This is a genomic window from Streptococcus australis (assembly GCF_003943615.1).
GTDB classification, from domain to species: Bacteria; Bacillota; Bacilli; order Lactobacillales; family Streptococcaceae; genus Streptococcus; species Streptococcus australis_C.
Genome location: NZ_RJPZ01000002.1, coordinates 1 through 20,766, shown reverse-complemented (window position 1 = coordinate 20,766; position 20,766 = coordinate 1). Strand labels below are relative to the sequence as shown.

The following is a 20,766-nucleotide window of genomic DNA, read 5'->3' as shown; positions in this document are numbered from 1 at the left end:
AAGAAGATGAAGAAACGATGGCGACTCAGTCTCTAACAAAGATTCAAGAAAACTAAAAAACAAATGATTGAGGTAAAAAATATGAAAAACAAACGTGTATTGGGAATGATTGGTGCTTTACTAGCTGTTATTTTGGTAGCTGTTGCTTACCCAATGTTGACCAACAAAAATGATGCGAATAAAACAAATGGAACTAAGAAGGTAAAAGTAGGTGTCTTGCAGTTGGTCAGCCACCCATCGCTAGACGAAATCTACAAGGGGATTCAAGATGGCTTGGCTGAAGAAGGCTACGATAAGGACAAGATTGAGATCGAATTCCTCAATGCGGAAGGAGACCAAAACAAGGTTGCAACCATGAGCAAACAATTGGTCCAAAACAACAACGACGTCTTGATCGGAATTGCAACCCCATCTGCTCAAGGTTTGGCTAGTGCGACTAAGGACAAACCAATCGTCATGGGTGCTATCACAGACCCAGTCGGAGCTAACTTGGTCAAAGATTTGAAAAAACCTGGTGGCAATATTACTGGAGTATCTGACCACAACCCAACGGAACAACAGTTGAAGTTAATCAAAGAGTTGACTCCAAACGTGAAAACAATCGGTGTTCTTTACTCAACCAGTGAAGATAATTCTAAAACTCAAGTAGAAGAATTTACAAAATTGGCTGAAAAAGCAGGCTACAAAGTAGTTCCTTATTCAGTCCCTTCTACAAATGAAATTGCTTCAACGGTTTCTGTCATGACTGGTAAAGTGGATGCTATCTGGGTTCCAATCGATAACACCATTGCATCAGCCTTCTCAACGGTAGTCGAAGCAAACAAAACAGCTAAAAAACCAATCTTCCCAAGTGCGACAGCCATGGTAGAAGCGGGTGGTTTAGGATCTGTGGTCGTAGACCAACATGATCTTGGCGTGGCAACTGGTAAAATGGCTGCGAAAATCTTGAAAGGTCAAAAACCAGCTGACACACCAGTTGAAATCTTCACAGATGGTAAGTCTGTCATTAACAAAAAAGTGGCAGCAGAATTAGGCATTACCATTCCAGAATCTGTCTTGAAAGAAGCTGGACAAGTCATCGAATAAAAACAAACGAATAACAAGAATGGCAAGGGAAGGAAAACAGGATTCACTTGTCATTTTTTGTAAAATCTGATAAACTAGATAGTAATTGAATAGAAATCTGCAAGACTAGTACCTCAAGGGAAGTGCCACAGGGAGAAGAGCCGTGACTGAAAGCTCTTTGCATGAAAGCTGAGTGAATTCACTTGCGTAAGGATTTAGAAATTAAGGTCTGAGTTTCAGATAAAAAACGGATGGTACCGCGTGTCAACGCTCCGAATATGGATGTGGCGCGTGGTTTTTTCTATGTCTGAGTGAAGACCATGATGGAGGAAATATGTCAACGATTGAAGAACAACTAAAAGCGCTTCGGGAAGAAACGCTGGCAGCCTTGAAGCAGATCTCTGCTGAAAATAAAAAAGAGATGCAAGAGTTACGCGTCTCTGTCCTTGGGAAGAAAGGGTCGCTAACCGAGATCCTCAAAGGGATGAAAGATGTCTCTGCTGAGATGCGTCCGGTCATCGGGAAACATGTTAATGAAGCCCGTGATGTCTTGACTGCTGCCTTTGAAGAAACAGCCAAGCTCTTGGAAGAAAAGAAAGTTCAAGCTAAATTGGCTAGTGAAAGTATCGACGTGACCCTTCCTGGACGTCCAGTTGCAAGTGGTCACCGTCATGTCTTGACCCAAACCAGTGAAGAAATCGAAGATATCTTTATCGGGATGGGCTACCAAGTCGTAGATGGCTTTGAAGTCGAAAAAGACTACTACAACTTTGAACGCATGAACTTGCCAAAGGATCACCCGGCTCGTGATATGCAGGACACCTTCTACATCACAGAAGAAATCTTGCTTCGGACCCATACTTCGCCAGTTCAAGCGCGTGCCATGGATGCGCATGACTTTAGCAAGGGGCCTTTGAAGATGATCTCTCCAGGGCGTGTTTTCCGTCGGGATACAGATGATGCGACCCACAGTCACCAGTTCCATCAGATCGAAGGCTTGGTTGTTGGGAAGAACATTTCTATGGCAGACCTTCAAGGAACGCTTCAGTTGATCGTGCAGAAGATGTTTGGTGCAGAACGTCAAATCCGTCTGCGTCCTTCTTACTTCCCATTTACAGAGCCATCCGTTGAGGTCGATGTATCTTGCTTCAAATGTGGTGGAGCGGGATGTAATGTATGTAAGAAGACGGGTTGGATCGAAATCATGGGGGCCGGTATGGTTCACCCACGCGTGCTCGAGATGAGTGGTATTGATTCAACAGTCTATTCAGGATTTGCCTTCGGACTTGGTCAGGAGCGTGTAGCCATGCTTCGTTATGGAATCAATGATATCCGTGGCTTCTATCAAGGAGATGTTCGTTTCTCAGAACAGTTTAAATAATCATGTTAGTTAGAGTAAAAATCGATCAATTGCAGACCTTACGTGACCTAGAGGTGGAAACCTATCGGGAGACCTTTGGTCCCTATATTGTTGAGGAAGACTTGGAAGAGTACTTCTCTACGGTGCTCTCTTTGGAGCAAATCGAGAAAGATCTGTTAGATCCAGAATCCGAAACCTATTTTGTCCTCAATGAAGAACAAGAAATCTGTGGTTTTCTCAAGATCAACTGGGGGCAAGCGCAGACGGAGCCAGTAGAGATGGATAAGTCCTTTGAGATTCAACGGATCTATGTCAAAAAGGAATATCATGGAGCTGGTTTCGGTAAGGAAATGTTTACCTTTGCGCTGCATCAAGCGAAGAGCCGTGGCTTTGAGTGGGCCTGGCTAGGTGTCTGGGAACGCAATTTTAAGGCGCAAGATTTTTACTACCGCTTTGGATTTGAACGATTTAGTGAACACGAGTATCCTACCGGTGATACGGTTGATATTGACTGGTTGTTGAGAAAGAAATTGACCTAGAATGGACAAGAAACTTCTATTCTAGAGAAGGGGAGGTTATTAGACCTACCTAAGCCAGACTCGGGCTGGAAAACACAAAATGAAAGGATCTAAACGAGGGTCAAAGGAAATCTAGGAAAGTCATCTAGATTTCAGTAGAACCCTTGGTATCTTACATATGTTAGTTAGTTATAAATGGTTAAAAGAATTGGTGGACATTGATGTGCCATCACAAGAGTTGGCTGAAAAAATGTCAACCACAGGGATCGAGGTAGAAGGTGTGGAATCTCCAGCTGCTGGTCTCTCAAAAATTGTTGTCGGAGAAATCTTGTCTTGTGAAGATGTGCCCGAAACTCATTTGCATGTCTGCCAAGTCAATGTGGGTGAAGAAGAAGCTCGTCAAATTGTCTGTGGAGCACCAAATGTGCGTGCAGGCATCAAGGTTATGGTGGCTCTTCCGGGTGCCCGCATTGCGGATAACTATAAGATCAAAAAAGGGAAAATCCGTGGCTTAGAGTCACTAGGGATGATCTGCTCACTTGGTGAATTGGGCATTTCTGACTCTGTTGTACCGAAGGAATTCGCAGATGGTATCCAAATCTTGCCGGATGATGCAGTACTAGGTGAGGAAGTATTCTCTTACCTAGACTTGGATGATGAAATCATCGAACTTTCCATCACTCCAAACCGTGCAGACGCCCTTTCAATGCGTGGAGTGGCGCACGAAGTGGCAGCCATCTATGACAAGGCAGTCACCTTCAAAGAATTTACTTTAACAGAAACAGACCAAGCTGCAGCAGATGCTCTTTCAGTCAGCATTGACACAGACAAGGCACCTTACTATGCAGCTCGTATCTTGGATAATGTGACTATCGCACCAAGTCCACAATGGTTGCAAAACCTCCTCATGAACGAAGGCATCCGTCCGATTAACAATGTCGTTGACGTGACCAACTATATCCTACTTTACTTTGGTCAGCCTATGCATGCCTTTGACTTAGATACCTTTGAAGGAAACGACATCCGTGTGCGTGAAGCGCGTGCTGGTGAAAAATTAGTAACCTTGGATGGGGAAGAACGTGACTTGGAAGCAAGTGACCTCGTGATTACGGTTGCTGACAAACCAGTAGCCCTTGCAGGTGTCATGGGTGGTCAGGCTACAGAAATCTCTGAAAACTCTAGCCGTGTTGTCCTTGAAGCTGCTGTCTTCAATGGCAAATCAATCCGTAAGACCAGCGGTCGCCTCAATCTTCGTTCAGAATCTTCTTCTCGCTTTGAAAAAGGGATCAATGTGGCAACCGTTAATGAAGCCCTTGATGCGGCAGCAAGCATGATTGCTGAATTGGCTGGTGCGACTATTCGTAAAGGTATCGTTTCAGCAGGCCAGTTGGATACTTCGGATGTAGAGGTTTCTTCAACCCTTGCAGACGTTAACCGTGTCCTTGGAACAGAGCTTTCCTATGCAGACGTAGAAGATGTCTTCCGTCGTCTTGGATTTGGCCTTTCTGGAAATGCAGAAAGCTTTACTGTTAGCGTACCACGTCGCCGTTGGGACATCACTATCGAAGCGGACCTCTTTGAAGAAATCACTCGGATTTATGGTTATGACCGCTTGCCAACTAGTTTACCAAAAGACGATGGGACAGCCGGTGAATTGACTGTTACTCAAAAATTGCGTCGTAAAGTTCGCACCATTGCAGAAGGAGCAGGATTGACTGAAATCATCACCTATGCTCTGACAACTCCTGAAAAAGCAGTGGAGTTCACTACAGCGCCAAGCAACTTAACAGAGCTTATGTGGCCAATGACCGTGGATCGTTCAGTCCTCCGTCAAAATATGGTTTCAGGTATTTTGGATACCGTTGCTTACAACGTGGCTCGTAAGAACAAAGACTTGGCCCTTTACGAGATTGGAAAAGTCTTCGAGCAAACAGGAAATCCAAAAGAAGAATTGCCAAACGAAATCAACAGCTTTGCCTTTGCTTTGACAGGTTTAGTCGCTGAAAAAGACTTCCAAACGGCAGCTGTTCCAGTTGATTTCTTCTATGCTAAAGGAATTTTGGAAGCTCTCTTTGCTCGCTTGGGTCTTGAGGTGACTTATACTGCAACGCAAGAGATCAAGAGTCTTCACCCAGGACGTACAGCCTTGATCTCACTCGGTGACCAAGTTCTTGGTTTCCTCGGTCAAGTGCACCCTGTTACGGCTAAGGCTTATGATATTCCAGAGACGTATGTAGCAGAGCTCAACCTTTCAGCTATCGAAGCAGCCCTTCAACCAGCCGCTCCATTTGTGGAAATCACCAAGTTTCCAGCGGTGAGCCGTGATATCGCTCTTCTCCTCAAAGCTGAAGTGACCCACCAAGAAGTGGTCGATGCCATAAGAGCTGCGGGCGTGAAACGCTTGACAGACATCAAGCTCTTTGACGTCTTCTCAGGCGAAAAACTGGGTGTCGGAATGAAGTCCATGGCTTATAGCTTGACCTTCCAAAATCCAGAAGATAGCTTGACAGACGAAGAAGTCGCACGCTACATGGAAAAAATCCAAGCTTCCCTTGAAGAAAAAGTAGACGCAGAAGTGCGGTAAATCGTAAAAACAAGAAACAGTTGAGAATTTCTCAACTGTTTTTTTCTTACAGAATTTACTTGATATAGAGCTTAAAACCCTATAAAAATAAAGAAATTCCTTTAAGTACTCAAAATATCCATGTCAACCATCTTTCTATTTTTGACAAATATTTTTATTTTTTTGACAAATATACTTGTCAAAAAGAAAAAGAAGTGTTACAATGATTTTAGTTGAAAGAAGGGGAGGTTTCTTATGGGAGCCATATGGATTCTTTTTATCCCTTTTCTGATTATGGTTTATGCGAGCTCAGAAAAGAAGATTAAAAGGTTGAACAAACGCATTAGACGATTAGAAAAACAAGTGAAAGGAAATCAAGACATGTCTAGAATTTTAGAAGAATTGAAAGGACAAACGGCCACTGTTACAGTGAGTGGTGTTGGATTCGAGTATGAAATTATAGATATCGATGAAGATTGGGTTAAACTGACTCGTGTGAATCATAAACAACAAAGGGAAACCAAATTAGTCCGCATCGAAGATATTCAAGGTATTCAACTATAAGGGGGCGAAAGCCATGATCTTAAAAAATCGACTGAAAGAGCTGAGGGCGCGTGATGGACTCAACCAATCAGAACTAGCCAAGCTAGCAGGGGTCTCGCGCCAGTCCATCAGTCTCTTGGAGCGGGGGGAATACACCCCCTCGGTTATTATTGCCATCACCATCGCCCAAATTTTCAAGGAACCGGTGGAGAATGTCTTTAGTCTAGTAGAGGGAGAGGAATAACAATGAAAAAGCAACAACAAGAACGATCCGCTCGTTACCGTTTTTGGAGAAATGTCGGAATCATCACAGGTTCCGGCTTGATTGGAGGAGTCATTGGTTTTTTGATAGGCATGTTCGGATCCGAAAAGCCCCTTGAAATCCAATCCTTCTTTAGTAAAGAAGTACTCCTTTTGGGCTCAATACTTTTGTTTCTTATCTTGTTTATGGTCACGATAGCCTTACTAATAAGCGCGAGAAAAGTCCATCAAAAAATGCTCCAGATAGAAGACGAAGACGAAGCCTATCACTATGACATCCAGAAGGAAAAACTGTATGGGTTAGCGACCATTTTTAAAGGTATCATGATCTTGCCATACTTTTTAGTCGTCATCTTTTATAGTCAATTGGTGTATATGGATAGACCTTCCACAGGGCACTTGGCTTTTATCTTTGGAACTTTTACCATGCTCTATCTCTTTCTTGTCTTGTTTGCCCTATTTTTCCTATCGGATATCTTCTTTCGCAAGACCTTCCATCTGATTTATGGAAAACCGATTCCCCGCAATGCCAATGCCAAGGAAGTGCGTGAATTTTTAATGAGTATGATGGATGAAGCTGAAAAACAGATTAGCTACGAGGAAAACTTTGAAGTGGTGGTCAAGTTAAGCAATTATATCTTGCCGAGCCTTCTCATTGGTCTCTTAATCATTGGGATTGCCTTCCATACGGATATTCTCTTAGCTTTGTTCGTTGTCTCCATCATCTATATTTATATCCTTATTTCACAATACAAGATTACCAAACGTTATTATAAAGAGTAGAGGAGTCATCTATGTTAGAAATTAGACATTTAGAAAAGAGTTTTGGAAAGAAGCAAGTCTTGTTCGGAATTGACTTGACTGCGAAAAAAGGATCTATCTTAGGTTTGATCGGGAAGAACGGAGCAGGGAAGACCACCATCTTTCATAGTATCCTCCGCTTCCTTGATTACAGTGGTGATATCCAATTGGATGGCCAAGCAATCAGTCAAGAAACCTATAAGGAAATTGGCTACCTGCCAGAAGAGCGAAGCCTTATGCCTAAGTTAACCATCTATGAGCAAGTCCGTTACCTTGCTAATCTCAAAGGAATGTCAACTGCTGAGGTCAAGGAGAAACTTCCAATCTGGATGGAAAAGCTCCAAGTAAAAGGAAAATTAACCGATAAGATCAAGAGCCTCTCAAAAGGGAATCAGCAAAAGGTTCAATTGATCATTACCATGATCCATGAGCCAAAATTGATCATCTTGGATGAGCCGTTTAGCGGACTGGATCCTGTCAATACAGAAGTGCTTAAGCAGGTCATTTTTGAAGAAAAAGAACGCGGTGCCACCATTATCTTCTCTGACCACGTCATGACCAATGTGGAAGAACTCTGTGATGAGTTGGTTATGATTCGTGATGGATCTGTGATTCTTTCAGGTCCCGTACAAGAAGTTCGCAATAGCTTCGGGAAGACTCGTCTCTTCGTATCCAATGACTTCAGTAAAGAGGAGTTGGAAGTGCTGCCTCACGTGACCAAGGTGACCATGACCAAGCAAGGCCTGTGGAAGTTGGTATTGGATGATGAAACAGCAGGTCCGGACCTCTTTGATCAGTTGACCAAGGGTCGCTATCTAGCAACCTTTGACCAACAAGCCCCAACCATTGATGAAATCTTTAAACTAGAATCAGGAGTAGAAGTATGAAACAGATGCTGATTGTTATCAAAGAAACTTATTTACGCCAAGTGAAATCATGGAGCTTTTTACTGATGGTGCTTACTCCCTTTCTCTTCTTCGGATTGACGATTGGAGTGAACTATTTCGTCGGATCTTCTACATCTGCGAAAAGCAACATCGCCTTGATTACAGATCAAGCTCCTGTCAAGGAAGTCTTGAAAGGGACCGATGGCTTGTCCTTTGACTATAAGGATGAAGCAGCAGCTAAGAAGGCCATGAAAGAGGAAGAAATCAAGGGAATCCTCACAGTTGAAGAAAAGGATGGCCAGCTAGAGGCTCGCTACCAGAGTGAGGATGCCATGAAGCCAGGTTTCAAAGCAATCCTTATGGCTAAATTGAGTCAGGTCCAACAAATGCTCAATGTTTCTAAAGCGGATTTAAGCCAAGAGCAGTTAGCAGCCCTTTCGCAACAGGTCTCATTGATTGAAAAAATTGATGAGAAGAAAGAAGGGCTGAAAATGGTGCAGACCGTGGTAGCTGGAGGAATCGGTTTTCTTATCTACATGATTCTGATGTTTTATTCAGGTATCACTGCTCAAGAGGTAGCCAGTGAAAAAGGGACCAAGATTATGGAAGTGGTCTTCTCAAGCATTCGCGCAACTCACTATTTCTATGCTCGCATGATTGGTCTTTTCGGAGTCATTTGTACTCATATTGGTATCTATGCAGTCGGATTGGGAGGCGTTTGGATTTTTAGAGACTCCATTCCTCTTGTGAAAGATATCTTATCTCCAGACTCTCCTATCACCCAACATATTGGACAATCCATTTCCTTGAATACCTTATTCTTGATCATTCTTGGAATCTTCATGTACGTGGTTCTTTCAGCTTTCCTAGGTTCAACAGTTGCTCGTCCAGAAGATACAGGAAAAGCGATTTCGCCACTGATGATGTTAGTGTTCTTTAGCTTCTTTGGAGTAACTGCCTTGGGTAGTGCAGGAGATGTCCTTCTGTTGAAGATTGGATCATACATTCCATTCATTTCAACCTTCTTCATGCCATTCCGTACGATCAATGGCTATGCAAGTGGACTTGAATCATGGGGTTCATTCGGAATTTCCTTGGCCTTCACGCTCCTCGGCACCATGATCATTGGAAAAATCTATTCTAGCCTCATCTTACAAACAGATGATCTAGGTTTAGTCAAGACTGTTAAAAAAGCTTTAAGCTATCGCTAAAAGAGGAGAGTGGGACAGAAATCGGTAATTCGTTAGAATTCGATTTCGACGTCCCACCTCCGCACAGTTGAGTAGGGCTGTAAAAGCTGATGAAATCAGCGTAGTAGAGCCCACTCAACCACTGCGTCTTGCTCGACAATCCAAAGACAATTGAGAGGCTAGGACTTTTTGTCCCAGTCTCTTTGCTTTGTGAAATCATTGCTGTTTAGTCCTCTTTACTTTATAATGAAAGTAGAATGAAAAGGAGGCGGACATGAACTATATTGAGTTTGCTGAAAATGAGCGTCTGTCCACGATTGTCCTTGGGATGATGCGGATCAGTCAGATGAGTGAAGATGAGGTTGAGGCCTTGGTGGAGGCAGCCTTGTCAATTGGGATCAACACTTTTGATCTGGCGGACATCTATGGTGATGGCCAGTGTGAGGTCCTGTTGGGTAAGGTTCTCAAACGCCGTCCGGATCTTCGAGATCAGATGTGGATCCAGTCCAAGTGTGGCATTCGCAAAGACGGCTTTACCTATTTTGATTTTTCTAGGGACTATATTTTGGACTCCGTCGATGGCATCCTCGAGCGCCTGCAGATCGAGCGCTTAGATAGTCTCCTCCTTCACCGACCGGATGCTCTCATGGAGCCGGAAGAAGTAGCAGCAGCTTTTGATCACTTGGAGCAAGCGGGCAAGGTCCGTCATTTTGGAGTGTCCAATCAAAATCCTATGATGATGGAATTGCTCAAAACGGCTGTCAAACAGCCTCTCAAGGTTAACCAGTTGCAGTTGAGTGCCGCCTTTACACCGAGCTTTGAAGCTGGTTTTCATGTCAATATGGAAGGGCCAAAAGCAGCCGTGCGAGATGGCAGTGTCTTTGAGTATTGTCGTTTAACGGATACAGTGATTCAAGCCTGGTCTGTCCTCCAGCATGGCTATTTCAAGGGGAATTTTGTCGGCAAGGAAGAGTTTGCGGCCCTCAATCATGTCCTCAATGACTTGGCGAAGAAATACAAGGTCACTCCGACCGCTATTGCCCTAGCCTGGGTCCTCCGCTATCCGGGTAAGATGCAGGCCGTCATCGGAACGACCAAACCCCAGCATGTCCTTGAAGCGGGGAAAGCAGCAACAGTAACCCTAACGCGTAAGGAATGGTACCAAATCTACCTGGCTGCGGGTAATGATCTGCCATAGAATTATTAAAAAGGTTGGGCTTCCCAGCCTTTTTTGCTTGTGATAAATGATTGAAAGAGAGAGGCTATTCCGCTATTCTAAGGGAATAATAGAAATCATGAAACGGAACTACTGGCAGGACCTGAAAGGGGCCTTTTACTTAATCTGGCGCAACAAATGGTCCTTTATCTCTGTGGGAATCCTCTTGCAGTTTGTGATTGGTATTGGGGCTGCGGCCTTGAGCTGGGTGTCCCTCAGTACGAGTGAATAGGAATACAGTTTAAATAGAACTCTAGCCAACTGGGCTTCAAGATGGTCAAATCGGAATATTCTGTGGAGAGGATGACTAAATGTTTGATTTTTCTCCCATATTCCTCTATACTAAATAGTATGAATAATGAAAGTCGTCCCTACAGTAACGCTGTCAGGGCGCTTTCTCTTTCTATAGCTTTCTTTTGTAGGCGCAATCCTCTCAGAACGAAGGACTGTTTCTTTGTTCGGAAATGGACGGCCAGTAAAGAAAAGTTTACTAACTAGCATTTTTAGGAGGTAACTATGCTTCAGTCATTGATTGCTGAAATCAAGGAATACAAGAAACCCTCTATTCTAGCCTCACTCTATATGGTGTTTGAGGTCATGTTTGAGATTTCTATTCCATTCATTATGGCGACGCTTCTGGACAAGGGGGTTCAGAAGGGGGATATGACCACTGTTCTGACCTATGGTCTCCTCATGTTGGTCTTCGCCTTTCTCTCTCTTTTCTGTGGAATACAGTCGGCTCGCTACGGGGCTTTTGCTTCAGCTGGCTTTGCTAAGAACCTACGGAAGGCGATCTTCAAGAAGATCCAAACCTTTTCCTTTGAAAACATCGATAGTTTCTCCTCAGGTGGTCTGGTAACCCGGATGATGACGGATGTGACCAATGTGCAGAACTCCTATCAGATGGTGATCCGGATCTGTGTGCGGGCACCGCTCAATCTAATCTTTGCCATTGTTGCCAGCTACTTGATCAATCCGCAAATGGCTAGTATCTTTGTAGGAATTACCCTCTTTTTGGGGCTGGTCTTGGGTGTGATCACTAAGATCGTCTATCCACTCTTTACCAAGGTCTTTGATGCCTATGATAACTTGAACAATAGCATCCAGGAAAACATCACCAACATGCGTGTGGTCAAGTCCTATGTCAAGGAAGAAGAAGAGACGGTTAAGTTTAAGAAGGCTTCTCGCTTGATCTACAACATGTTCATGAAGGCTATTCGCATCGTGATCTTGAGTAGTCCAGCCATGATGCTCTCCTTGTATGCTTCCTTTATCTTGATCTCTTGGATCGGGGCACAACTCATCGTGGGTGGAAGCTTTACGACTGGTGAGCTGACGTCTATGTTTGCCTATGTCATGACCATCCTTATGTCCCTCATGATGTTTATGATGATCTTCGTTATGCTCTCGATCTCTATGGCATCTGTAGAGCGGATCAATGAAGTCCTTGGGACAGAGTCAACCATTGTCTCTCCGGAGAACGGTCTGACAGAAGTAGCAGATGGTTCTATTACCTTTGACCATGTGGACTTCGCCTACACGGATGAAAATGGCGACAAGACCCATGTCTTGTCCGATATCAACCTCAGCATTCGCTCGGGTGAAGTAATCGGAATCCTTGGGGGGACTGGTTCCGGTAAGTCTAGTCTGGTCCAGCTCATCCCTCGTCTCTATGATGTGGAGTCTGGTAGCGTTAAGGTCGCTGGTCAGGATGTGCGAAACTATGATTTAGATCATTTGCGCAAGCAAGTAGCCATGGTGCTTCAAACCAATGTCCTCTTCTCTGGTACCATCAAGGAAAATATGCGCTGGGGAAATAAGGACGCGACGGATGAAGAAATCATGGAAGCTTGTAAGATTGCTCAAGCGGATGAATTTATCCAGAACTTTAAGGATGGCTATGATACCATGATCGAACGTGGTGGAGCCAATGTCTCAGGTGGTCAGCGTCAACGTCTCTGTATCGCCCGCGCTCTCTTGATGAATCCAAAGATTTTGATCTTGGATGATTCGACCTCGGCTGTCGATACCAAGACCGATAGCCTGATCCGTCAAGGATTGGCCACCAGTCTTAAAGATACAACTAAGATCATCATTGGCCAACGGATCTCTTCTATCCAAGATGCAGACCGGATCGTGGTCATGAATGATGGTAAGATCGATGCGATTGGTACTCACCACGACTTGATTGAGACCAATGCCATCTACCGTGAAGTCTATGACATGCAAACCCAAGGGAAAGGAGGACAAGCAGATGCAGAATAAGAAAAAAGCTGGCTGGGGCTCGCTCGTGCGCTTGCTAGACTATATGTGGAAACAATATAAGTTTGTTCTCCTACTAGCGGCTATCCTCATTGTGGCAGCCTCCCTCTCTACGGTCTATATTACCTCCTCTATCCGGGCCTTGGTGGACCAATACATCCAACCTATGTTAGATAGTGGTAGCAAGGACTTTGGTCCTCTCCTCAGCTTCTTGATGATGCTGGCAGTAGTCGGTATTTTGGGAGTTTTGGCCAACTATGGGTTCTCCCTCATTATGGCGACAGTATCTCAGGATACATTGCGCTCTCTGCGGAACCAGCTCTTTGCCCGTATGCAGAAGCTCCCTGTGAAGTACTTTGATACCCACCAGCACGGGGATATCATGTCTATCTATACCAATGACATCGACGCTCTTCGCCAAGCGATCGAGCAATCTATCCCGCAGCTCTTACAATCTGCCATCACGATCATCGGTGTAGCATTCAGCATGATCATGATTAGCCCTCTTCTTTTCCTTCTCGTTCTTTCGATGGTCGGCGTCATGGCCTATGTCATCAAGGATATCTCTGGTAAGTCGGGTCGTTATTTCGCCGATCAGCAAAAGAACCTAGGGATTGAAAATGGTTTTATCGAAGAGATGATGGCTGGTCAAAAGGTGGTCAAGGCTTTCGTCCATGAAGAGGAAAGCATTGAAGCCTTTGAGCGGATCAATGACAAACTCTTTGAATCATCCTACCAAGCCAACCGCTATGCCAATGTCCTGATGCCGATTTTGGGGAACCTGGGAAATGTCTCCTTCGTCTTGACCTCATTGGTCGGAGGGATCTTCGCCTTGAATGGGATCAGTGGCCTCACCATTGGTGGCCTCATGGCCTTTCTCCAGCTTAACCGTTCCTTCAACGGGCCTATCACTCAAGTATCGCAACAGTTGAACTTTGTCCTCATGGCTCTAGCTGGGGCAGATCGGATCTTTGATCTCTTGGATGAAGAAGTCGAAGTGGATGAAGGGAAAGTGACCTTGGTCAACTATGAAGAGGTCGATGGTCGCATGGTCATCACTGATAAGAAGACCAACCTCTGGGCTTGGAAACACCCGCGGGAAAATGGAGACTATGAACTGGTCAAGCTGGTCGGAAATGTCGTCTTTAACAATGTAGACTTCTCTTACAATGATAAGAACCAAATCCTCTACGATATCAACCTCTACGCGGACAAGGGGCAAAAGGTGGCCTTTGTCGGCGCGACAGGAGCAGGGAAGACCACCATTACCAACTTGATCAACCGTTTCTACGATATCCAATCTGGATCTATCACCTATGATGGTATCGATGTGAAGCTGATCGAGAAGGCTTCGCTCCGTCGTTCGCTAGGGATTGTCTTGCAGGATACCCACCTCTTCACTGGAACCATCGCAGAAAATATCGCCTATGGTCGATCAGATGCGACCCGAGAGGAAATCCTGGAAGCAGCTCGCATTGCCAATGTGGATTCCTTTGTCAAACATTTGGACCAAGGCTACGATACTGTCTTGAACGATGATGGAGCCGGTCTATCCAATGGTCAACGTCAGCTGATTGCTATTGCGCGTGCTGCCTTGGCCAATGCGCCGGTCTTGATCCTTGATGAAGCAACCTCCTCGATCGACTCACGGACAGAGAAGATGGTCCAAGAGGGGATGGATCGTCTGATGGCCGGACGGACCGTCTTTGTCATCGCCCACCGTCTCTCTACCATCGTCAACTCGGACGTGATCATGGTCATGGACAAGGGACGCATCATCGAGCGGGGCGACCACGCTTCCTTGATGGCAGAACGCGGGACTTATTACCGCCTCTATACTGGTGGTCTCGAAATTGATTAACACAAAAAAGTCTGAGCGTTGGCTCAGGCTTTTTGCTTATGGATAATGTTGTCTTTGAAACTTTCCTTAGGTGAGATCGGACGTCAGCGAACTTCGAAGAAGTTCCACGACTAATTATTGAGCCTAGAGTCTCAATAATTCCGTGTGAGGCTGGGACAAAAGTCCTAGCCTCTCAATTGTTTTTGGATTGTCGAACAAGACGCAGTGGTTGAGTGGGCTCTACTACGCTGATTTCATCAGCTTTTACAGCCCTACTCAACTGTACGGATGTGGGACGACGAAATCGAATTCTAACGAATTACCGATTTCTGTCCCACTCTCTTTTTATGACTTCACTCATTTCCATGGTATAATGGGAGGACTATTCATAGAGAAGAACTAAAGGAGACAAGAGTGGATCAAAAACATCACTGCCAAGTCCTATGGGCGAAAAATAAATATCTGGTACTGAGTCGTTCCAGTAATATCTACAAGGAGATCCGAGAATACCTCAAGCAAGACCAGGTAGAGGTCAGCCAGGTTGAGGGCTTGATCCAGCAAGCGCTGGCTTTACCGGAAAATCGTGGCCAGGTCTCCAATGCCTTCCAGCATATCTGGGGCTATTTCAAAAAGCAGGCGACTGCAGAGGAAAAGGCGGACTTCATGTTGTTACTTGAGAAGTACCAGCATGGCCAAGCTAGCCAAGAGGACCTTATCAAGGGGATCCAAAATCTCCTTGAGCGCTACCCTAATCGCTATTTACAAGATTCGACGCTACTAGGAGGCCAATAGATGAGACTTTGGCACCAAGACTTGATTCCCAAACTCCCACGCCCCCAGCTCCTGGGCCAACACCGAGAATGCTGCGCCCTTCGAGGAAATGGCTGGGGCAAGAAGCACGCGACGGTCAACTATGTCTTTGATTACTTGCCTTATCGCCTCTATGCTTATCATCGCCTGATCATGGAGGAGATGACCGCCCGTGGCTACAAGGTCAGTCCAGAGTGGTGGGAGTCGACCTACCGAGGCAAGACCTGCCCAGCCTATCCAGAATTGGAAAAGGAAGCTTTGAGCACCCCCATCTATCCCGAGCACCAGGCTACTTACCTCCAAGAATGCCTAGATAACCTAGCAGAAAAAGGGATTCAATTAGACTAAGAAAAGACGAACCAGACCAGCTTCGTTTTTTTGAGCTAATTCGCAATAAATTGCTATAAACCACTATAAACCACTATAAACCACTATAAACCTATGGGAGTCCATCAGGTTTTTTATTTTGCCATGGAGCATGGAGGTTATCAAGAAATTAGAGTTAAGAAATAGCTATATAAAATAGAACCATTAGGTGCTTTTTTGTAATCATTTGATATAATATTACTGAGGAAATGAAGCAGAAAAGTATCGGACGCACACGCACCTGAAAGGGTATCTGAGAGGCGGGGAATGTCCGTCCCGCCATTTCCTATTGAGGCTGTATGCCTCTTTTAGAGTTTTAGCAACTGAGAGAGGGCTAAGAATGAGTGAACAACTTTGGAACTACCTACGCTCAAGAGTTCAGGTTGTAACTAGTGATGGTAAAGTCATAGAAGGTTTTGTCAAAGATTTTATTGACGAAATGGACAATGATGAGCAAGATGAAATCACTATCCTCATTGACAATCCTAGTCCTGATGAACCAACTGAGATTTCTCTCCTTGAGAGTGAGATTATCTCGATTAAAGCAATCCCGTAGCGCATAGAACAATCCAGGCGCTTTCACCTATCAAAACACTATGGAAAAGGATTTTTTATGGCAATATTAGATGATTTACAAGCCTTATATGATAACGGCTGGGACGCCTCTTTTGATTATAATGGTCAAGCTTGTGGGATTTTTCCTAATTCTATTCATGATATTGTAGTGGTTATTGGAGACAAGGAATATCAGCTATCATCATTAAATGAACTGATTTCATTAAAAATTGGCGATAATACTTTAATAAATATTATGGATGGAATTGAAGTGCAGTATTATTAAAATAAAAAGCAGCTATGACAGGTGCAATTTACTTGCTTACTGAACTCATCGATTTAATCCCATTTAGTTACCCTTTGTATTTTCTCTGCTTATTTATAAGCAATAAAATTTTGTAGAAACAGGATAAGAAACAGAGCAGGCTTAGGCCTGTTTTTTTGCGCGAAAAACCAACAAAATGCTTTGAAAGCGTTAATTTCTTTCTTAAACATGCTATAATAATAGGAGATTATGAACAGGAAAAGGATAGACGGATGAAGGCAGTAGCAACTCCAGAACTTGATATTGAAAGACAGTTGATCCAGCAGTTGACATCAGGAGAGAGTCAATGGACTTATCGCCAGGATCTCAAGAATGAAGAGCAGTTATGGGACAATTTCTTTGACAAGCTCGCGCAAAACAATGTCGCCTTGCTGGCAGACCATCCCTTGACCGACCAAGAAAAGCGCCAGATCAAAAACCAGCTCAACTTTGTCAGCTACTATGAAGCGGCCAAGTGGCTAGCGGGTGAAAATGGGATCGCCAAGGTAGAGGTCCAGCGTGAAGATGCCAGTCTAGGGACTATCCGTCTGGCGGTCATCTGGAGGGACAATATCGCAGCTGGGAAGTCGAGCTATGAAGTGGTCAACCAAGTCGAACGTGACAAGGCCTATCCACTAGACCAGGATCGACGGCTAGATACGACCCTTCTGATCAATGGTCTGCCCCTCATCCATATCGAACTCAAGAGTCCCCGAGTGGCCTTTTTAGATGCCTTTCATCAGATCAAAAAGTACGACCGTGAAGGCAAGTTCCGGGGCATTTACTCCAGCTTGCAGATGTTTGTCGTGACCAATAAAGTCGACACACGCTATATCGCTGCAGCCCGTGAAAGCAAGCTAAACAAACAATTCCTGACCAAGTGGGTGGACAAGGATAACCAACCTATGATCGATCTCAACAGCTTTGCTCATGAGGTCCTCTCCATCCCCCGGGCCCATCAGATGGTCATGCAGTACTCAGTCATCGACGATATCAAGAAAGCCCTCATACTCCTGCGTCCCTACCAGATCCATGCCATCGAGGCCGTGCAGGAAGCCTCTCGCCGCCAAGAGTCAGGCTATATCTGGCATACGACCGGTTCAGGTAAGACCCTGACCTCTTACAAGGTGGCGCGCAATCTCTTGCAGATCCCAGCGATCCAAAAGACCATCTTTGTCGTCGACCGCAGAGACCTAGACCAGCAGACGACCTCGTCCTTTCTCTCTTATGCGGCCAATGATGTCATCGACATCGACGAGACGGACAATACCCATGAGCTGGTCAAACGCCTAGGGGGCAATGACAAGCGCGTGGTAGTCACGACTATACAGAAAATTACGACCATGATGCGTAAGTTCGAAGAAGGGAAGTACCAGCGGGATGCTGGGAAGATCAAGGACTTGCGCGTGGCCTTTGTCGTGGATGAGTGCCACCGAGCAGTCACTCCACAGACGCAAAAGGAGATCAAGGCCTACTTCAAGAACTCTCTCTGGTATGGTTTTACAGGGACTCCGATCTTTAAGGAAAACAAACGCAAACAAGTGGGAGACCTGGCTCAGACTACCCACCAACAGTATGGCGACCGCCTGCATGAATACACGGTCAAGGAAGCCATCCATGATGGAGCAGTTCTGGGCTTTAAGGTCGACTACCGCAATACCATCATCTCCGATCTCCTAGAAGAAGAGATTCCAGACCAAGCCTATGAGGACAAGGAGCACATGCTAGAGGTCCTCGATGCCATCCTTAATAAGAGCCAGCAACAGCTCAATATCCCTAAAGGGGTTGGAAAGAGCTATGAAGCTATCTTGACAGTCAAGTCTATCCCACGAGCACAGGCTTACTATAATCTGCTCAAGAGCATCCTCGCTGGCAAGGAGCGGGTCAAGGTTTCCGAGCGGGTCAAACAATACCTACCAGATTTTCCAAAGTTTACCATCACCTACTCGGTGTCTGAAAATGAGGAAGAATCTATCGGCTACCAAGACCACATGAAGCAGGTCATTGAGGACTACAACCAAGAGTTTGGTACGCATTTTAGCCTAGCGGATCTGCGGGGCTTTAATAGCGATGTCAATAATCGCCTGGCCAGAAAGCAGGACAAGTACCTCTACCGCAATGAGCAGTTGGACCTGGTCATCGTGGTCGACCGTCTCTTGACAGGCTTTGATGCCCCTTGTCTTTCTACCCTCTTTATCGATCGCAAGCCCATGCGCCCACAGGACTTGATCCAGGCCTTTAGCCGGACCAATCGGATCTTTGATGACAAGAAGCATTTTGGCCATATTATCACCTTCCAGCGCCCTCAAGCCTTTAAGGAAGCCGTCGACAATGCCCTCAAGCTCTACTCCAATGGAGGAGAAAATGAGGTCTTAGCACCCAGCTGGGAAGAAGAGAAGCGCAACTTCTTAAAAGCCTGGGCAGAGTTTAAAGGCCAAGTCACAGACTTCGAAGAAGAGGGAGTCGCCCTCGAGCAGGCTCCAACAGCCCAGCTCCGTAAGGTCGCAAAAGCCTATCAGGTCTTTGACAAGTACCAAGCCTCGATCCGCGTCTACTCGGAGTATGATAAGGAAAAGATCTATCGGGAAACGGGCCTTAGCGATAGCCAGCTCGAAGCCTATCTGGGCCTCTATCAAAATATCCTGGCGGAGATCAAGAGCAGGGATCCAGAAGTCGACAGCCAAGACGAGCTGGATATCCACTATGAGCTAGAGTCTGTCCAAGTCGATGAGATCAACTATGCCTATATCCTGATGCTGATCCAGAGTATGATCCAGCAGGAGGAGAATGACGAGCAGACCCTGAGTGACAAGGATATCGCAACCGTTGATAGCTATATCGAGAGCCTGAACCGGACCAATCCAAGCCTAGCGGAGATCATCCAAAACCTCTGGACCCAAGTCCAAGAAGAGCCCGAACGCTACCGAGGACAATCCATCACCGGAGTCTTGGACCAGATGATCGAATCCATCATCGATAGCCATATCGTAAGCTTCGCTAAACGCTGGTATATCGGAGTTGACGAACTGCGCTACTATATCCAACACTACCGCAAGGGTGCCAAAAAACAAGCCGGCGAAAGCCAGCTGACCAAGAGCCAACACTACAAAGACTACAAGGCAGAAGTAGCAGATGCCCTCAACCCACTCAGCTACAAAAAACAAATCAAAGAAGCCTATACCCAACTGATCGAAGAAGTGATTGAACCGTTGAGGGTTGGGAGGTAGCCATTCGAATTTTATAAACATGAATACAATATTTGAAATGAAGGATTATCCATGAAAAAAAATTATATTGAACATGAAGTAAAAGTAAAACTCATGGATTCAATACTTAATAATGACAGAGATTACCAATGGTTTTTAGATTATCTTGAAAATAATTTTGATAACGATGATATTGATTCATGGGAAGACTTTGAGAACAGGTATGTGTCTTTTTCAAAAATAATTGATTATTTCTCTAAAATCCAAAAGATTGAAAATGAAGAAATGAAAACGGATATTGTTCTGTTAAAAGATATTATTTCGATTTCTAGATTCAAATTAGATTTAATTACATGGTCACAATTATCTATTAAAGTCCAGTCAAATTTTGGGAAAATATTAGCAGTAGCACTATATATCACTAAATTAATGAGTTTAAAAAATCAATTAAATGATGAAATTAATTTTGGGATTTTTTCTATTAAGAATTTTTGGCAAGCATATAATTTAGATGAAGTTATTGAGCGTAAAGAATTGATTTACGATTATTTAGAAAGTATTTCAATAAAAAACTTTGATAGAGAAAAAGAAATTATTTCTTCTAATTTGAATCATGAGGATACAACTTGCTCAATGCAATTTCTTGCTGTATTAAAATCATTAGCTTTTAATACAACTACATTTTCTTACAATTATAAAAAATATGAATACAATGTGATAACATGGCAAGAGAGAGTTGTATTAGGATTTGTAACTCGTCCACTTGATGTCTTATTAAAAGATGAGGATTTTAATTCACGTTTTTCAGTTGAAGAATTACAAACATTAATCGATTATTTCCATGGTGATGGAGTAGTACGATATATAATTGAGACTATAATTTATGAAAAATTCAATATCTTGCCTTCATCTATGGTAGTTGAAAACCATATACAATTACTGCTCTTCAATAGTTCTATGAAGTCTGATTTTGAACTTTTAAATTCAAGTTCAGTATTATTTTTATCAAAACTTTTTAA

General features: G+C 44.3%; 18 protein-coding genes and 1 pseudogene. All 19 read left to right on the top strand.

All coding sequences use genetic code 11. The features are described 5' to 3' along the window. Nucleotides 1-63: 63 nt before the first annotated feature. On the top strand, nucleotides 64-1,086 hold the full coding sequence (gene trpX, locus D8785_RS01955) for a tryptophan ABC transporter substrate-binding protein (protein WP_398575124.1): 1,023 nt from the start codon (nucleotides 64-66) through the stop codon (nucleotides 1,084-1,086). A gap of 313 nt (nucleotides 1,087-1,399) precedes the next feature. Beyond that, nucleotides 1,400-2,446 (top strand): phenylalanine--tRNA ligase subunit alpha, encoded by a 1,047-nt coding sequence (gene pheS / locus D8785_RS01950; RefSeq protein ID WP_023023788.1) that lies wholly within the window; start codon nucleotides 1,400-1,402, stop codon nucleotides 2,444-2,446. A gap of 2 nt (nucleotides 2,447-2,448) precedes the next feature. After that, nucleotides 2,449-2,964: a GNAT family N-acetyltransferase gene (locus D8785_RS01945; RefSeq protein ID WP_125374297.1), complete on the top strand. Its 516-nt coding sequence runs from the start codon at nucleotides 2,449-2,451 to the stop codon at nucleotides 2,962-2,964. A 157-nt stretch (nucleotides 2,965-3,121) separates the two neighbouring features. Further along, nucleotides 3,122-5,527 carry a phenylalanine--tRNA ligase subunit beta gene (gene pheT / locus D8785_RS01940; RefSeq protein WP_125374296.1) on the top strand — a complete coding sequence of 802 codons (2,406 nt, stop codon included), beginning with the start codon at nucleotides 3,122-3,124 and terminating at the stop codon, nucleotides 5,525-5,527. Between the two features lie 234 nt (nucleotides 5,528-5,761). Then, nucleotides 5,762-6,070, top strand: a complete 309-nt coding sequence (locus D8785_RS01935; protein ID WP_125374295.1) for a hypothetical protein — start codon at nucleotides 5,762-5,764, stop codon at nucleotides 6,068-6,070. Between the two features lie 13 nt (nucleotides 6,071-6,083). Then, nucleotides 6,084-6,293 carry a helix-turn-helix transcriptional regulator gene (locus D8785_RS01930; RefSeq protein ID WP_003002675.1) on the top strand — a complete coding sequence of 70 codons (210 nt, stop codon included), beginning with the start codon at nucleotides 6,084-6,086 and terminating at the stop codon, nucleotides 6,291-6,293. A gap of 2 nt (nucleotides 6,294-6,295) precedes the next feature. Further along, nucleotides 6,296-7,093 carry a DUF3169 family protein gene (locus D8785_RS01925; protein ID WP_125374294.1) on the top strand — a complete coding sequence of 266 codons (798 nt, stop codon included), beginning with the start codon at nucleotides 6,296-6,298 and terminating at the stop codon, nucleotides 7,091-7,093. An 11-nt stretch (nucleotides 7,094-7,104) separates the two neighbouring features. Continuing rightward, entirely contained in the window at nucleotides 7,105-7,998 is an 894-nt protein-coding gene (locus D8785_RS01920) for an ABC transporter ATP-binding protein (protein WP_125374293.1), read from the top strand. After that, complete coding sequence (locus D8785_RS01915) at nucleotides 7,995-9,209, top strand: ABC transporter permease (RefSeq protein ID WP_023023779.1); 1,215 nt, start codon at nucleotides 7,995-7,997, stop codon at nucleotides 9,207-9,209. Before D8785_RS01920 ends, D8785_RS01915 begins: the two co-directional genes overlap by 4 nt. A 253-nt stretch (nucleotides 9,210-9,462) precedes the next feature. Next, on the top strand, nucleotides 9,463-10,386 hold the full coding sequence (locus tag D8785_RS01905; protein WP_120701782.1) for an aldo/keto reductase: 924 nt from the start codon (nucleotides 9,463-9,465) through the stop codon (nucleotides 10,384-10,386). Between the two features lie 97 nt (nucleotides 10,387-10,483). Then, a complete protein-coding gene (locus D8785_RS01900) occupies nucleotides 10,484-10,636 on the top strand; it encodes a hypothetical protein (protein ID WP_023023775.1) in 153 nt (50 codons plus the stop codon). A 284-nt stretch (nucleotides 10,637-10,920) separates the two neighbouring features. Continuing rightward, a complete protein-coding gene (locus D8785_RS01895; RefSeq protein ID WP_023023773.1) occupies nucleotides 10,921-12,669 on the top strand; it encodes an ABC transporter ATP-binding protein in 1,749 nt (582 codons plus the stop codon). After that, entirely contained in the window at nucleotides 12,659-14,527 is a 1,869-nt protein-coding gene (locus D8785_RS01890; protein ID WP_023023771.1) for an ABC transporter ATP-binding protein, read from the top strand. Before D8785_RS01895 ends, D8785_RS01890 begins: the two co-directional genes overlap by 11 nt. A 393-nt stretch (nucleotides 14,528-14,920) precedes the next feature. Continuing rightward, a complete protein-coding gene (locus D8785_RS01880) occupies nucleotides 14,921-15,298 on the top strand; it encodes a YbgA family protein (RefSeq protein ID WP_023023769.1) in 378 nt (125 codons plus the stop codon). After that, a complete protein-coding gene (locus D8785_RS01875) occupies nucleotides 15,299-15,664 on the top strand; it encodes a TIGR02328 family protein (protein WP_023023768.1) in 366 nt (121 codons plus the stop codon). Between the two features lie 358 nt (nucleotides 15,665-16,022). Further along, entirely contained in the window at nucleotides 16,023-16,238 is a 216-nt protein-coding gene (locus D8785_RS01870) for a hypothetical protein (protein ID WP_023023767.1), read from the top strand. A 57-nt stretch (nucleotides 16,239-16,295) separates the two neighbouring features. Further along, complete coding sequence (locus tag D8785_RS01865; RefSeq protein ID WP_023023766.1) at nucleotides 16,296-16,523, top strand: hypothetical protein; 228 nt, start codon at nucleotides 16,296-16,298, stop codon at nucleotides 16,521-16,523. Nucleotides 16,524-16,774: 251 nt separating this feature from the next. After that, complete coding sequence (locus tag D8785_RS01860) at nucleotides 16,775-19,768, top strand: type I restriction endonuclease subunit R (protein ID WP_023023765.1); 2,994 nt, start codon at nucleotides 16,775-16,777, stop codon at nucleotides 19,766-19,768. 51 nt (nucleotides 19,769-19,819) lie between these two features. Beyond that, nucleotides 19,820-20,766 (top strand): annotated as a pseudogene (locus D8785_RS01855) (exodeoxyribonuclease V subunit gamma); the annotation flags it as partial.